This window comes from Paenibacillus silvestris, from assembly GCF_009882985.1.
GTDB lineage: Bacteria > Bacillota > Bacilli > Paenibacillales > NBRC-103111 > Paenibacillus_E > Paenibacillus_E silvestris.
The window spans coordinates 494618-510680 of the sequence record NZ_WTUZ01000039.1; the positions used below are offsets into that span (position 1 = coordinate 494618).

Below are 16063 nucleotides of genomic sequence, written 5' to 3' on the forward strand. Positions count from 1 at the left end.
TTACAGTATGTCATCCGTGCCATAAGCATTGTTGGCATGATTGCATTAGTCCTTGTATTTGCAATGCCATTCATATGGATGCTCTCTACTTCTCTTAAAACGCTGCCTGAAACGATGATTTTTCCGCCGAATTGGATTCCAAAACAGTTCATTTGGAACAATTATGCAAAAGCTTGGGGATCCGGTCCGTTTTTACACTATATTTCGAACAGCATTATAATTTCAATTAGTATTCTAATTTTGCAGATGCTTACGATTATTCCGGCGGCATATGCGTTTGCTCGCTATCAGTTTAAGGGATCAGGCATTTTGTTCGGCATGGTGATGGTGACTTTAATGATCCCGTCACAATTAATTTTCTTACCCGTATATTTACAGTTGAGTACATGGAAGCTGCTGAATACGCATCTTGCGCTTATTCTTCCTTTTGCGTCCAGTGCCTTCGGCATCTTTCTCTTGAGACAATCCTTTAAACAAGTTCAGGAAGAACTGATTGAAGCCGCACGGCTTGATAGTGCAAAAGAATGGCAAATTATTATCAAATTAATGGTACCGATGGCTAAACCTGTGCTGGCGACCTTTGCCTTATTCAGCTTCATTGCCCATTGGAACGATTACTTCTGGCCGCTTGTCATGACGACAGATGACGTGGCGAGGACGCTGCCTTTGGGAATTGCGAGGATTCGGGAAGAAGAGGGAGTCGCTAACTGGAACGTGCTTATGGCTGGAAATATGATTCTGGTAACTCCTATTTTGATTGCATTTTGTTTTGCGCAAAGGCATATCATTCGCGCTTTTGTGTATACGGGAGTCAAATAATCCAATTGGATATAGAAAGCGGCGTGATCCTATGGGATCATGCCTTTTTCTATATGGGGGAGGAAGCGGAACGCTGGGAACACAGCGTTACTGCGGAGCTTGGTGCTGGGGCTTGGGCTAAGTTGGCTGGTTAGCCAACTTGGCGGAACTAGGGTCCGCTATTTCTGCGAATAGCGGGGCTGGGCTGGTTGGTGGGGAACTACAGGGCATTATTTCCTGACATTTGGTTGAAATTCAGTCAAATGTCAGGAAATAACGGACCCTAGTTCCCTTTCGATCCGAAAAAGGCGTATTTCATAGAAATAGCGCCCTGTAGTTCCCATCCGCGAGAGGATGGGGGGTGTTTGAAGGAGTTAACAGCTCCTCCGTAGTCTAGTTTGCTGGTTTTTATGGGGCTGCAGCGATTAGCGGGAAAAAATCCCGTTAATCCACGCCAGTTCCCCTACTTCCTGGCCCAATCGTGCCCATTAGCAGGAGAAATTCCATTTATTCACCCTGTAGCTGTATCAATCATTTAAATAACGGTAGTTTTTCCAGTTAATCCGAGGGACTGCTACACTACCAGTTATTTTCACGATGGCACCTCCGGATGAAATCATAATACAGCAACATTTTATCGTAATCTGACAAAACATATCGTGTTTGGGTTTTGTTAAGCTAAACGTTAAGGATGGAGCGTTTCGGACGCTTCAAGAGGATGCAAGGCAACGTGTGTTGTCGCACTCCAACTAAACTATTGTGACAAGGAGTTATTATGAGAACTCACAAGGATGAGGAAAATAAAGAGCTCAAATTATGGTACCGAGAGCCTGCGAAGCAGTGGACGGAAGCATTGCCGGTAGGAAATGGCCGTTTAGGCGGAATGATTTTTGGCCAGATCAAGGAAGAGAAGATTCAGCTTAACGAAGACTCCATTTGGTATGGGGGACCCAAAGAGGGGGAAAATCCAGATGCGCTTCAGCAGCTCCCTCACATTCGTAAGCTGCTTTTTGATGGGGACGTGGAGAAGGCGACATATCTAGCGAGGATGTCTATGTTTTCTTCGCCCAAATATTATAATCCGTATCAGCCTCTTGGGGAGATGAAGCTATTTTTCACTGATTTGCAAGGGGATGTCCATGCCTATCTTCGCGAATTGGACTTGCAGACAGGTATTACTCGTGTAGCTTTCAATGTTGGCGATGTGACTTATCGCAGGGAAATATTCACAAGTTATCCGGATCAAGTGATGGCGATCCATTTGACCAGCAGCAAGCCTGGCGGTCTTACCTTTTGTGTGAATTTGAATCGCCGTCCATATGAGGGAGATAGCTATGCACGAACCTCAGACAGCATTGTCATGAACGGAGAATGCGGCAAAGACGGAGTTGCTTTCAGCGGCGTGCTTAAGGCCAAGGCTTCTGATGGCGTCGTTCAGACGATTGGCGATTTTATTTCAGTGGAAGGCGCTTCGGAAGTGACGCTTTTGTTCGCAGCGGGCAGTACCTTCCGAGAGGCTGATCCAGAGGCGGCGTGCTTGCGGCAGATTGAAAAAGCTGAAACCTACACCTATTTGGAGCTAAAACAAAGGCACGTGGAGGATTACCAAACATTATTTAATCGGGTGCAATTTAGCTTATCTGTTTCGAAGGAGGAGCAGCCACTAGCAACGGATGAACTAATGAAAGCAGTCGTGCAAGGAAGTCCGCATCATAGAAAGATGCTGGCTGAGTTATATTTTCAGTACGGCCGTTATTTGACCATTGCTAGTTCCCGCCCTGGAAGTCTGCCATCCAATTTGCAAGGGATCTGGAATGATAGCTTTACTCCTCCGTGGGAGTCTAAATATACGATTAACATTAATACGCAAATGAATTATTGGCCAGTTGAGGTCTGCGGGTTATCGGAATGCCATGAACCGTTGTTTGATCTCGTTGAAAGAATGAGAGTCAAAGGCCGAATAACCGCGAAGACGCTTTACGGCTGCGGAGGATTCGTCGCGCATCACAATACGAATATATGGGCGGAAACCCGTCCTGAAGGCATTCTCGCAACAAGTGTCCTATGGCCGATGGGGGCAGCATGGCTAAGTCTGCATCTGTGGGAGCATTATGCTTATACGGGGGACACAGCATTCTTGCGTGAGCGGGCTTATCCTGTTTTGAAAGAGGCTGCGGAATTTTTCATGGATTATTTAACGGAGGCTCCAGATGGAACGTGGGTCACAGGACCTTCTATTTCTCCGGAGAATAGTTTCCTATTGCCTAATGGGATGCGAGGCACTTTGTGCATGGGACCATCGATGGATTCGCAGATTGTTCATGCCTTGTTCGAAGCTTGCATACAAAGCAGCCAGCTCTTAAAGTGCGATGAGGCTTTTCGTGAGCAACTGACGCAGCGGATGGGCAAACTTCCCCAGCCACAGGTCGGAGCTAACGGCCAGTTAATGGAATGGATGGAGGATTACGTAGAAGCTGAACCTGGTCATCGGCACATTTCGCATCTGTTCGCGCTTCATCCTGGCAGACAGATTGACATTCATACAACGCCAGAGCTTGCCGAAGCCGCGAAGATGACTTTGCAAAGCAGGCTGGCTAACGGGGGAGGCCACACGGGCTGGAGCTGCGCTTGGATCATTAACATGTTCGCTCGGCTTGGAGATGGCGATTCTGCGCTGACGTATGTGTTGAACCTTTTTGAGAAATCTACGTACCCGAATTTATTTGACGCACATCCGCCGTTTCAGATTGATGGGAATTTCGGAGCAACGGCAGGTATAGCCGAGATGCTGCTCCAGAGTCATATGGGTGAGCTTAATCTGCTGCCAGCTCTTCCTGGCGATTGGGAATCAGGCTCGATCCAAGGTTTGAGAGCGCAAGGCGGGTATGTTGTTGATTTGGTTTGGGATCAAGGGCAGCTAAGCGAGGCAACGATTCAAGCATCAGGGAATGAGATTTGCACGATTCGCACCTCAGTACCAGTAGTTGTTGTCTGGAATGATCAGGAGATTGCTCGTTCCAATGGGGAGCAGACAACGAGCTTCAAGGTACAGCAGGACAGCGTGTATCGTGTCATTGCCGAGTAAAGTGTTAACACAAACACAACACCATTGTTAAAAAACACATTCCTCATCATTCCAAGGAAGGGTAAGATGTAGATATCCAGTTCCGTTGGATAATTACGAGAGAGAATGGGGCCGAAACGAATGAAAAAAGGGATGGTTATCGCATTAACCTTGGTTTTGACAGCTGGCGCGCTTTCGGGCTGTGGTGGCGGAGCAACAAATCCAAAGTCTGGCGATACAGCCAAAAAAGACGAAGTGACGAAGTTTTCCATGTCCATGACGACAAGCGGTTACAAATATGCGGAGCAAACAGCTGATGTGAATAAGGAAAAATGGGTGAAAAAGCTGGAGGAGCTTACGAAGGTAGATCTCGACCTTCGCATGATTCCGCTGAAAGATTTTGACCAAAAAATGTCCTTGATGTTTGCTTCCAATGATATTCCCGATCTTGTCCAAAATGTTGGAGGCGCTACAACCAAAGGGATGTCGGGATCTGTAGAAGCCGGGGTGTTCATGCCTTTGGACGATTTGCTGAAGCAGTATGCTCCAAACATAATGAAAGCGATCCCAAAGGAAGCGTGGCAAGAAACAAGCTATAACGGCAAAATCTACGGTATTCCATCGTGGCTTTCCAATCCTTCGCGCCGAGCGACCTTCATTAGAGCGGATCTACTTGCCAAAACAGGGCTGCCTGCACCGAAAACGGTTGATGAATTTATGACTCTGATGAGAGCGCTGAAAGCCAAAGGGGTAGAGAACCCGTATCAAATGCGTGAAAACTTCAAGTACGCAGATACGATTCTAGGTGCCTATGATGTGCTTCCTGCTCAATTCGAAGTTAAGGGCGATCAAGTCGTACCGAAATTCTTCGATGTGGAGAACATGACCAAAGCGCTTCAGACCTTTAAGACCATGTTTGATGAAGGCTTAATTCCAAAAGATTTCGCATCAATCTCTTCTTCGGATTATAATAAGAATATCGAAGCGGGTAAGGTAGGCATGTGGTCAGCGAATGCCCAAAGCTTGTCCGGTTACCGCAACAAATTGAAGAATCTTGTACCGGATGGGAAAATTGAGATTATCTCATCTCCTCGCGGTCCGGAAAACTTCGGTGGACATTTGCTTTACTCCAGCATTAATACTTCTTATTATATTAATAATAAAGTGTCGCAGGAAAAAGCGATCCGGATTATTCAATTCCTGGAATGGATGCTGACTCCAGAAGCTGAGAAATATTTCTCCTTCGGCATCGAGGGCGAAACGTATACAACAGAGAATGGTGCCATCAAATTCACGCCTCCAACGGAGACCTCAGCCATTGAGGAAGATCAGTTCCGCGGTATGTTCTGGTTTGTTCACGATGTCGTCTACAATAAAGCCAAAGAAGAGATGTCTGCGGACGGACGCGACATGATCAAGTATTTAGACACGATTGTGTCCAAAGAAGGTTTGGGTTCTATCCGCTTTGTACCGCAGCTTGAATCGTTCTCGAAGTATCCTGATGCAGCTCCTGCAGGCGATGATGTAGGACCTAAATTAATTATTGATCATATGATTAAAATGATTTACGGCAAGGAACCAATCTCGGATTGGCCGAAAGTGATTGAGGAGTACAAAGCAAAAGGCGGTAACGATATCCTGAAAGAAGCGACTGAGCGTTACAAGAAAAGCAATGGGGCTATCGTTTCCAAGAACATAAACTAATTTCAATGCAAAGAAAAAAAGGATTTGTCCCCTGCAATCGGCGGACAAGTCTCTTTTTTCTTAGTTGTATATTTTCGAATAATGTTAGAGGTGGGGGCTTGGACTTTCGTGAGATTGTTAATTGTAGATGATGAACCGGTGATTCGCAGCGGCTTGATGATGATGGCACAGAGCTATACGCATAAGTTTCAACAAATTGAAACCGCCATAAACGGACTTGATGCTCTGGAGCAAATGACTCGGTTCGAACCAGACCTGCTTCTAACGGATATTCGAATGCCCAGAATGGACGGCTTGGAGCTTTGCCGAAACGTATACGAGAAATATCCTCATATTCTAATGGTCGTTGTTTCGGGCTATAGTGATTTTGATTATGCGCAAAAGTGTCTGTCGTACGGGGTCAAGCACTACTTGCTAAAGCCGGTTACACCGCCGGATCTGCACGATGTCTTTGATCTCATTATGAAGTCGCAATCCCAAGGCTATATCCCTGTATCCCGCTATGTGGAATGGGTTGAACGGATAGAAAATAGCATTTGGCTGCTGCAGGAGGAGGAATTGCAGAAGATTATGGAGGAGTGGAAAGAGCATTGCTCCCACTTGTCTGCGCCTCAGCTGAAGGGGCAGCTCCTCGATGCGGCCGTCCTACTGCACAAGCAGTTTCAAGAGAAAAATCGCGTGATCAGCGCAGATTTAACCGCAGATTTTCGCTCATCTTCCAAGGCAGAGCTTTTTAAGGAATTTGAGGAACGTCTGCAGACTGTTATGATGGATATTTTGGTTGTGCGTCGTGGCAACTTCAAGGACCCTATGGAGGAAGCCAAAGCCTATATCGACAATCATTTGTCGGTGGATATTTCATTGAAAGAAGTAGCGGACAGGGTAGGGATTACCCCGAATTACTTCAGTACCTTGTTCAAAAAAATGAGCAATGAAACCTTCATCTCCTACCGGATTAACAGAAGAATGGACAAGGCGCGTGAACTGCTCGCGATTCCGCATAAACGTACCGTGGATATAGCTGCAGAAGTCGGCTACGATGATTACCCGCATTTCACAAAAACATTTAAGAAAATCTTTGGCATTTCACCTTCGGATTATCGAGAATCGCTGGGGATGAAATGAAAAAAATTAATCTGTATCCAAAGCTATTTCTATCCTATTTCGTAGTGATTATGATTTCTTTGACGAGTGTCGGTGTGTTCTCTTACTGGAGCTCTTCGAATGAACTTGATCAGATTGTGGAGAAGCAGCTAACACAGGTGGTTGGCAATGCAGCGCATCATACCGATCTATATATCCGAAGCTATGAGCGATCCATGGTTTCCTTATTAAGCAGCAACGATGTCAAAAGGTTCATTGATCTGCCTGAGGGGGAAACCGGCTACCCCTATTATGAAGTGAGGAAGTTCATTAAGGAGCTTATTATTGAGCCTTCGTTTGCTCGCAATCCAGAAATCTCCAATATTTATATGATTAGTTTTAATCAAAATACGATGTATTTTTATAATGATTCCGTTGGTGGATCGTTTAATAAGGAAGAAGCACAACAACAGCTGGCATTCTTCAAAGCCCATACGAAACCGGATGGCAGTTTGAGTGTACTGAACCACAGTATTCTGTCTGGTCAACAGAATATAACCTTGGTCCGACAGATTCGTGGACTCTCCTCTACAGAACCCAAAGGGATTCTTGTGGTGGAGTTACGGGCAGCCGAACTGTCAGAGCTGTGGAAAGGCATTGATTTGGGCGAAGATGGCTACTTTTTTATTGCTGATGACAGTGGCAAGTATGTCTATCAGCCTGATACTGAACAGACAGCCACAGAATTGCCTGAAGCTATACGTAGTCAGGTGATTGAGGCAGGTCCTCACGCATTTATGGCGACAATCGATGATAAGCCGCAGATGTTCATGAGCCGCCGATCCACCTATGGCAATTGGCGGCTGGTTGTCGCGATGTCGGTCGAAGAGCTGCGCAAACCGAGTGATATGATCCGCACAACAACGATTGTTGTCGGGTGTTTTACACTTGGCATCGCGTTATGGATAGCTTTCCGTTTTGGTAAATCGATTACAGGGCCGATCCGCCTCTTGCGTAGTGCCATGCGTCAAACCGAACAGGGGAAATGGGTGCAAATTCCGCTCCCGGAGCATCGAGACGAGATCACAGAGCTGATGAGCCGGTACAACCTGATGGTGACCCGTCTCTCGGAGTTGGTAGATAAGGTATACCAGGCCGAGCTGAGTGATCAGAAGAGCCAAATGGAACGGCAGAAGGCAGAGCTGCAATCGCTGCAACTGCAGATTAATCCTCATTTTTTATATAACACCCTAGAAACGATTGTTTGCTATGCCGTCATTAGAGATTCCAAGGAGATCTATGAAATTGTCAAAGCGCTTGCTTACATGCTGCGGTATTCCGTGCAGACCAATCTGGAAGAAATAACGGTATCTAATGAACTAAAACATGTCATGTTCTATCTAGTCGTTCTTAAGCATCGCATCGGACGGGAGTTTGATGTAGAGGTAAGCATTCATCCGGATTATTTGCTGAACAATATGGTTCGTCTAACGCTGCAACCGCTGATTGAAAATGCGTTTCAGCATGCTTTTGCAGACGGTGTGGAGGACTATCATTATATTCGGATTGATGCGGGTGTGGATGAGGATAAGTTCTGGGTTAGCGTGGAAGATAATGGTCTTGGTATTAACGAGATTAGGCTTGAGGAGCTGCGTGAGAAACTGCATACAAATCAGCTTGCGGACAAAGAGAGTGATGCTTCAAAAGGGATTGGAGGCATCGGCATAGTCAACGTCCATCGGAGAATTCAGATGGTGTTTGGCGAGCAGTATGGCTTGCAGATCGAGAGTGAAGTAGAGAAGGGGACCAAACTCATTATGGTAATGCCGACTTCAGCTCTGGGTTAAAATGTAGGAGATAGACCCCCGAGAGCAACTGGAATATCAGGTAGGAACCTTGCCGCAGGCAGGGTTTTTTTTGTTTGTTCAGATTGTTGAAAAACACACCTAGAAACGAAGTTTCTCCATGGTTTCACTGGGAGGCCCATAGTATGATGAGACCATCAAAACACTCAGATGGAAAGAAAGGGAGTACGACCATGGCTTCAAAGACAGATTCTGCAGGACAGACGGTATATACATTTGGATCGAAAAAAGCGAAAAGAGCATTTGTAATGAAACATTGGCCTTTGTATGTGATTTCGATTCCGGGGCTTGTTTATTTCGTCATTTTTAAATATATTCCTTTGCTCGGCTCGTCGATTGCTTTTCAAAACTACAATATTTTTAAAGGCATAACGGGCAGTCCGTGGGTAGGTTTGGAACATTTTAGACGCATGTTCGCTTATGATGAGTTTCTTATCATTTTAAAAAACACCCTATTGATCGGCATGTATGATTTGCTCTTTGCTTTTCCCATTCCGATTATCCTCGCGCTGCTGCTTAATGAAATTCGGTTTAATGGGTATAAAAGAGTGCTGCAAACGGTCATCTATATGCCGCATTTTCTGTCCTGGGTCATTGTCGGCGGGATTGTGATCGGCATTCTTTCACCAACGACCGGCATTTTCAACCATGTTCTTGGCTTGTTCCATATTGAACCTATTTATTTCCTTGGTGAAAATAGCTACATCCGATCGATTCTGATCACCTCAGGGATTTGGAAGGACAGCGGATGGGGAACGATCATTTATTTGGCCGCTATTGCGGGCATTAACCCAGACCTCTATGAGGCTGCTGAAATTGATGGAGCGGGCAAGTTCCGCCAGATGTTGTCGATCACCCTTCCTTCGATTGTGCCTACCATTACCATTTTGTTCTTACTGCATATCGGAAGCTTTCTGGATTTCGGGTTTGAAAGGGTCTACGTTTTCTTAAACTCGCTTAACAGTGAGAATGGTCAAATCCTGGATACTTACGTTTATCGCGCAGGTCTTATCGACCGTCAATACAGTTATACAACAGCTATCGGACTCTTCAAATCGGTTATTGGTTTATTACTTATTATGCTTGGAAACACGCTGAGCAAAAGAACAACGGGCAACGGCTTGTACTAACCTGCGTTCAGTCAAAAGGAGGAATAAGGAACGTGATTTTAACAAAAGGACAGCGCGCATTTCAATTATTTAATATGATTCTACTGCTTGTAATCGGCCTTGCAATGTTTCTCCCTATCTTAAATGTCATTTCCCAGTCATTCAGCGATGCAGTTGCCATTAACAGCGGAACCGTAGGGTTCTGGCCTGTTGGCTTTACACTCGAGAATTATCACATGATTCTGAAGGACCCTTCGATCTGGATCTCGTTCCGAAACAGTGTCATTATCACGGTGTTCGGTACCTTGATTAACTTAACAGCAACGGCAAGTTTGGCGTATCCTTTGTCCCGGGCGGAATACCTGTACCGAAAACCGGCACTGTTACTGGTGCTGTTCACAATGATTTTCCATGCGCCACTTATTCCCAACTACCTGCTTCTCAAAAATCTGCATATGCTGGATACTTTGTGGGTCTTAATCATACCGGGAGCCATTAGTGCCTACAACTTGTTCGTTATGCGGTCTTTCTTTATGACGCTGCCGGCAGAGATGTTCGATTCTGCTAAAATGGACGGATGCGGCGAGTTCCGCATGATCTGGAGCGTCGTACTTCCGTTATCAAAGCCGGTAATGGCGACGATGGGGATCATGTACGCCGTAGGGAACTGGAATATGTATTCACAAGCTATTTACTACATCAGCAGCAGGTCGTTAATTCCACTGCAAGTACGGCTGCGTGAAATTGTTATTACGGATAACTTGGGCTCGGCAGACGTATCCTCGGAATTGCTGCTGTCCGTCTCTCCGGAAGGACTGAAAATGGCAGTGATCGTGATAGCTACGATTCCAATTATGCTGGTGTACCCATTCCTGCAAAAGCACTTCATTAAAGGAATGATGGTGGGCTCAATTAAATCTTAATAGCTAGAAAAGAAGAAACACCAATCAATCTCGTAGATGTCTACGGTTGATTGGTGTCTTTTGTGTTTAGCGGCTACTGGTCTATAGACTCATCACTTTCTACATCCGATTGTGCTTTGGACGGGAGTCCATTGGCGCTCCGGATTAGCGAAAAGTATTGATCAGCGCGTACGACTTGATACTCCGGTCCAAGCGCTGCAGTTATCTCGGCCACATCCGAAGGTGTCATGCTCCAGGCTAACAGGCCGATGGAGACGAACAGCGGTGATTGGCCATCCCAATTCGCTTTGGCTTCATCAAGAAGCTTTTTGCCATCTTGAACGGAGCCGATGCCATGAATGGTTGACTGTGGAAGGCCGTTCTGAATGTGAACGCCGGAATGATCTTCCCAGCTCAAGAAAAGGCCTGGAGCTTTATAATACTGCTGGTAAGCGGCTGCCTTGGAATCGCTAAGCGGCACGTTTTCATTGGCTACCCTGTTCAGGATGTACGGAATTGTCATGCCGGTCTTCTTGAGATAGGAGTTCGTTTGTTTCAAGAAGTCCGGGAATGTGGATTCTGGCCAAGGAGTCGGGTAAAAGTATCCAGCCCCGGAAGGCCCAGCAATGAGCAGGTCGTTCGCTGTCGCAGTCGACTGATAATAGTTTAGAATGGCTGGTGCGCCATCATAGAGCAGTGGACTTGACGTCCAGTTAATCGGTACTTTGCCACGATTTGGGTCATCCCACAGGATTCGCATCCGATGCTGGTTGTATTGGAAATTGTCGCCTTCACTGAACGTATAGGTGACATATATTTTATTTTCCAATGGAGGCGCAGCAAGTGGTTTGGCTTTAACAGGTTTGGCTCTGGTCCCGGAGAAGACGGTCAGGTTGCTGAACCAGTCCGCTGCCAGCACATACACGCTGTGTCTGGATGTAATTTCGACGGAGCTGAATTCGCCTTCGACGTCATTGCTGAACCAGCCTAGATAAGGAGAACCGGGTTTCACGTCCGATAAAATTTTTTCGAAAAGCGTTTTCTGTGCCGGCACGTTCGAGTCTAGCCAGAAGACCATAGCTTTATTCGCGACGGCATAGTCACGGAGATAACCATAAGGTTCCTTAACCTCAGAGGAGGGCGGCTGCACATTGCCAGCTGAAACTTTGTACTGGTTCCACATGTCGACGGAAGCGGTGATCTGCTTCGCACCCGCAGGCGGAGTGAACTTATACACGAAGTAGCGGTCATTATCGGCAAAACGGTGTCCGCCATTGCCCGAGGATACCTGGGAATTCTGGCGATCGAAAAGGAACGGTTCTTCTTGCGTTGTACCTGGAATGAACTGGGCGATGATTTGCCCGTCTGCCTTGACGGTCACCTCATGAACCGCAGGACCCCAGCCGTCTTGCGCAAAAGCGTCGTCGAAACGCAAATACACGGACTCTTTCCCCAGATAAGAAGTTAAATCGAAATCGTACGTTTTCCGGTTGTTGCCATCACGTTCCTGTGTCGTGTCCTGCCCGATGGTCTGGAAGGAAGCTGGAAGACCCGGTGGAATCTTGACGGACGTGTTCGGGCTGAGTCCAACCAACATCCGATGCGACGTTTGGTCCCATAGATGCTCATATTGCCATGTATAGGCGTCCAAACGATCTTTGAATTTTCCTTGCAAATCCTCAAGCACCTTAAGTTTGTAAGGAGCTGCTTTCAACTGTTCCGCCAGCTGTGGGCTTGCCACAACGGCGTTTTTCAATCCAGCGAGCGTGGTTGCTACGTTGATGGAGTCAGGGACCAGTGGATCGTAAACAATGATGCCCTTAATCTCACTCGCATATTTTTTCACGATTTGCCAGTAATCCTCTTGGTGGTAAGGGACTTGCAGATTATTCAGCCAAGTCTTCTCGCCTTCTTCTTTATTTTCGAGCAGATAGATTCGTGGTTGCTCACGGTTCACAATTCCTTGTAAGGTGGCCAAAAGGATTTTGATATCCCCAGGCGCGTCATAGACATCCGCAACATCCAATCGTCCTACTTTGGCAAACGTAGGAAGTTCCTGCTGCTTTGGCCAATTAATTGACCCTGAGTGTTCGTTGGAATCCGAAGAAGCAAAGGCATGGAATGGCAAAGATACCGTAACTAACAAAGCAATACCCATTGTTAAGAGCTTTCGATTCACAATTTGCGCCTCATCTCATTTTAAGATAATGGATCTATCGTTTCGTGCCTTCCTTGTTCACCTCCACGAATGACTTATATAACATATTTAATATATTGAATAAGGTGTTTTTGGTCAATCCTTTCGACAAAACCTCCTGATATGTAACATTTTTTCCTAAAAATCTATGATGAAAGCAGTTGTAATCAGGAATTAAAAATAAATTGAATGACTGATATATATGATATATTATGAATATAGCAAATTTGAGAGAACGAGGAAGGATGGTGCAGCCAATGCCTCACGAAACGATCAGCATGGGTCGGCTTAAACAAACATTGCTTAAAATTGAAAAGCACATTTACTCACCAACAGCTGCTCTATCGGTGGTCGCTTATGTAACGAAAGAGCCCGTTTCCTATCAGGAGAAGACAGCAGGACTACCCATTACGCTGAGCCCTGGAGACAAATGGGGGGAGCTGTGGGATTGCGCATGGTTTCACTTCCAAGGGGTGATTCCAGCTTCGGCTGCAGGAAGTAAAGTGGTTCTGCTCATAGATATTAATGGAGAGCTATGTCTCTTTGACGAAGAGGGGACACCTACGCAGGGCCTTACGAATGTGAACTCGGAATTCGATCTCTCGCTTGGATTGCCTGGCAAACGCGTCGTTCCAATTACCGAGCAGGCACATGGTGATGAAATCATTGATATTTGGGGCGATGCCGGCTGCAACGACTTGTTTGGCCATTATCGAAGCGGGACGCTGAAAGAGGCCCATATCGCCGTGTGTTCGGAGGAAACGAGACAGCTCTATTACGACTACGAGGTTTTATTGGAGCTAGGGACGCATCTGGAGGAGCATTCGGCCAGAAAACATCGTATTATGCAGGCGCTTTACGAGGTGCAACTGATGTTAGTTGAAATCAATGAAGAAACGGTCAAGAAAGCCCGGGAAAGGCTAGGCGTTGAGTTAGCCAAACGGGGAGGAGATCCGACGCTGTCGATCAGCGCTGTCGGTCATGCGCATATTGACCTCGCTTGGTTGTGGCCTATTAGGGAGACGAAACGCAAAGGAGCCCGTACATTTGCTACGGTTTTGCGGATGATGGAGCAGTATCCCGATTATGTATTCGGCGCCAGCCAGCCTCAATTGTATGTCTGGATCAAAGAGGAGCATCCAAAGCTGTACGAACAAATTAAGCAGCGCATAGCGGAAGGCCGTTGGGAGGTCCAAGGCGGCATGTGGGTGGAGCCGGATTCCAATATTTCCGGTGGCGAAGCTTTGGTCCGGCAGATTCTATATGGGAAGCGATTTTTTGAGCAGGAGTTCGGCAAGGATATGAAAATGTTGTGGGTCCCTGACATTTTTGGCTATAGCGCGGCACTTCCGCAATTGCTGCTTAAGTCCGGGATGTCTTACATGATGACGCAGAAGCTCTCTTGGAGTGTTCACAACGACCACCCTCATCACACGTTTCTATGGGAGGGGCTGGACGGGAGCCGTGTACTGACGCATCTGCCTCCGGAAGATACCTATAACGGACCTGCTGCGCCGCGATCAATTCTGAAGGCGGAACGGGATTATGCGGATAAAAATGTATCCGACCACAGTTTGCTTTTGTTTGGCATCGGCGACGGGGGAGGAGGGCCTGGTGAAGAGCATTTGGAGCGCTTGAAGCGCGAAAAGAATTTGCAAGGGCTTGCCCCCGTCGAGCAAGAGCCGGCCTTGAACTTTTTTGAGAAGCTGGAGCAAGGCCGTCAGCGCTATAAAACCTGGAAGGGCGAGTTGTACTTGGAGAAACATCAAGGCACGCTCACAAGCCAGGCCAGAAATAAGCGCTATAACCGCAGAATCGAAAAGGCGCTTCGGGAGCTTGAATTTGCTGCAGCACTCAATCTGCCGCATGCATCGGCGTATCCGAGCGAGGAGCTGGATGCAATATGGAAAGAAGTGCTGCTGTACCAGTTCCATGATATTTTGCCAGGATCATCGATTAAGCGTGTCTATGACGAATCGCTGGAGAGATACGGAATTTTGCTGAACCGTGTTCACGAACTTATTCATTCTTATTATGCGAAATTAGCTGAACGTATAGATACTTCCCGGGAAAAGCAGCCGGCCGTTATCTTCAATTCACTCCCTTGGGAGCGTAACGAATGGCTGCAAATCCAAGGGAACTGGATGCAAGTGACGGTGCCATCCATGGGATATCAGGCTGTGGATGTCGCGGAGGCGTCAGTCCGGAGCGTGAGCGCTCTTAGCGCAAATCGTGAAGCGCTGGAGAACGAGCTTGTGCGAGTGGCGTTCGACCTTGACGGGAGCATTCGCTCCGTTTTCGACAAAGCCGCGGGGAAAGAAACCATAGCTGCAGGAAGCAAAGCGAACGTGTTGGCTATTTATCATGACGATGGCGACGCATGGGATTTTCCAGCGGATTATGCGCAGATGCAGGTAGGCGCGATGAAACTAATGGATGCTAAGGCTTACGTGGATGGACCGCGGGCAGTCATTGAGCAGCACTATGCGTATGGGAAATCGACATTGACGCAAACCATTCGGTTGACATCGGGCAGCAAGAGAATTGATTTTGAGACCAAAGCGAATTGGCAGGAAGATGGTAAAATGCTGCGCTCTTCGTTCCCCGTTCAGGTCTATACCGAGCAAGTGAATTGTGAAATCCAATTCGGTCATCTGAAGCGGCCGACACACCGCAATACGCTTTGGGATTATGCCAAGGATGAGATTTGTGCGCATCACTGGATTGATCTTTCGGCGCCGGATTACGGTGTTGCGCTGCTTAATGACAGCAAATATGGTTTCAGTGCCAGAGGCAATGTGCTGGACATTCATCTGCTGCGAAGTCCATCATGGCCGGATCCCACATGCGATCGAGCTGAACATGAATTCGCCTATGCGCTTCTTCCGCATCAAGGGGATTTCGTGCATGCAGAAGTGTACAAACAAGGTTATGAGTTCAATGTACCGCTTCAAACGATTGAAACTCAGACGAAAAGCGGGGACCTGACAGCGGCAAAGGCCTTCTTTACGCTTCGATCAGCTCAAGTGATGATCGAGGCTGTCAAAAAAGCGGAAGATCGGGACTCCCTGATCATTCGGCTTTATGAAACATCAGGATCGCACGTAACAACTGAATTAAGCAGCGGTATACCGTACCGGAAAGCAATGCTCGTTGATCTGATGGAAAACGAACTGGAGCAGCTGGACAGCCATAATCATACGCTTCAGCTTTCATTTACACCTTTTGAAATAAAGACGATTGAGCTAGCGGGGCTTAGCAAATAATCCTTTCCAACAAGCTTAGATGGCGAGGCCTTAGGGCCCTCTGTCTAAGCTTTGCTTGTCTTGACCGAAATGACA

Annotated in this window: 10 protein-coding genes; 9 read left to right on the plus strand and 1 reads right to left on the minus strand. The window is 46.8% G+C overall.

Annotated elements, in window-relative coordinates:
• Nucleotides 1-36 precede the first annotated feature (36 nt).
• The 8 genes from GQF01_RS31365 to GQF01_RS31395 all read left to right on the plus strand — a co-directional run bounded on the left by GQF01_RS31365 (nt 37) and on the right by GQF01_RS31395 (nt 10546).
• A complete protein-coding gene (locus GQF01_RS31365; RefSeq protein ID WP_161411147.1) occupies nt 37-819 on the plus strand; it encodes a carbohydrate ABC transporter permease in 783 nt (260 codons plus the stop codon).
• A 5-nt stretch (nt 820-824) separates the two neighbouring features.
• Nucleotides 825-953, plus strand: coding sequence for a hypothetical protein (locus tag GQF01_RS36760; protein WP_268894407.1), 129 nt, complete (start codon nt 825-827; stop codon nt 951-953).
• Nucleotides 954-1573: 620 nt separating this feature from the next.
• Nucleotides 1574-3883, plus strand: coding sequence for a glycoside hydrolase family 95 protein (locus GQF01_RS31370; RefSeq protein WP_161410988.1), 2310 nt, complete (start codon nt 1574-1576; stop codon nt 3881-3883).
• A gap of 120 nt (nt 3884-4003) precedes the next feature.
• The gene (locus GQF01_RS31375) at nt 4004-5566 is read left to right on the plus strand and encodes a type 2 periplasmic-binding domain-containing protein (RefSeq protein ID WP_161410989.1); all 1563 of its coding nucleotides are present in this window, start codon (nt 4004-4006) and stop codon (nt 5564-5566) included.
• A 108-nt stretch (nt 5567-5674) separates the two neighbouring features.
• Nucleotides 5675-6691 carry a response regulator gene (locus GQF01_RS31380; protein ID WP_161410990.1) on the plus strand — a complete coding sequence of 339 codons (1017 nt, stop codon included), beginning with the start codon at nt 5675-5677 and terminating at the stop codon, nt 6689-6691.
• Nucleotides 6688-8496: a cache domain-containing sensor histidine kinase gene (locus GQF01_RS31385; RefSeq protein ID WP_161410991.1), complete on the plus strand. Its 1809-nt coding sequence runs from the start codon at nt 6688-6690 to the stop codon at nt 8494-8496. Before GQF01_RS31380 ends, GQF01_RS31385 begins: the two co-directional genes overlap by 4 nt.
• Nucleotides 8497-8687: 191 nt before the next feature.
• Nucleotides 8688-9644, plus strand: a complete 957-nt coding sequence (locus tag GQF01_RS31390; RefSeq protein WP_161411148.1) for an ABC transporter permease — start codon at nt 8688-8690, stop codon at nt 9642-9644.
• A 74-nt stretch (nt 9645-9718) separates the two neighbouring features.
• Entirely contained in the window at nt 9719-10546 is an 828-nt protein-coding gene (locus tag GQF01_RS31395) for a carbohydrate ABC transporter permease (protein ID WP_161411149.1), read from the plus strand.
• A gap of 73 nt (nt 10547-10619) precedes the next feature.
• On the opposite strand, the gene GQF01_RS31400 is transcribed toward GQF01_RS31395, so the two are convergent.
• On the minus strand, nt 10620-12704 hold the full coding sequence (locus GQF01_RS31400) for a GxGYxYP domain-containing protein (RefSeq protein WP_328803566.1): 2085 nt from the start codon (nt 12702-12704) through the stop codon (nt 10620-10622).
• Nucleotides 12705-12934: 230 nt separating this feature from the next.
• Between GQF01_RS31400 and GQF01_RS31405 the strand changes: the two genes are divergently transcribed.
• Complete coding sequence (locus tag GQF01_RS31405; protein WP_235960719.1) at nt 12935-15988, plus strand: alpha-mannosidase; 3054 nt, start codon at nt 12935-12937, stop codon at nt 15986-15988.
• Nucleotides 15989-16063 lie beyond the last annotated feature (75 nt).

Excerpts from the sequence above, each read along its gene's own strand:
- GQF01_RS31390 (WP_161411148.1), top strand. The coding sequence starts at position 8,688 with ATGGCTTCAAAGACAGATTCTGCAGGACAGACGGTATATACATTTGGA.
- GQF01_RS31405 (WP_235960719.1), top strand. The coding sequence starts at position 12,935 with ATGAATATAGCAAATTTGAGAGAACGAGGAAGGATGGTGCAGCCAATG.
- GQF01_RS31370 (WP_161410988.1), top strand. The coding sequence starts at position 1,574 with ATGAGAACTCACAAGGATGAGGAAAATAAAGAGCTCAAATTATGGTAC.
- GQF01_RS31395 (WP_161411149.1), top strand. The coding sequence starts at position 9,719 with ATGATTCTACTGCTTGTAATCGGCCTTGCAATGTTTCTCCCTATCTTA.
- GQF01_RS31375 (WP_161410989.1), top strand. The coding sequence starts at position 4,004 with ATGAAAAAAGGGATGGTTATCGCATTAACCTTGGTTTTGACAGCTGGC.
- GQF01_RS31365 (WP_161411147.1), top strand. The coding sequence starts at position 37 with ATGATTGCATTAGTCCTTGTATTTGCAATGCCATTCATATGGATGCTC.
- GQF01_RS31385 (WP_161410991.1), top strand. The coding sequence starts at position 6,688 with ATGAAAAAAATTAATCTGTATCCAAAGCTATTTCTATCCTATTTCGTA.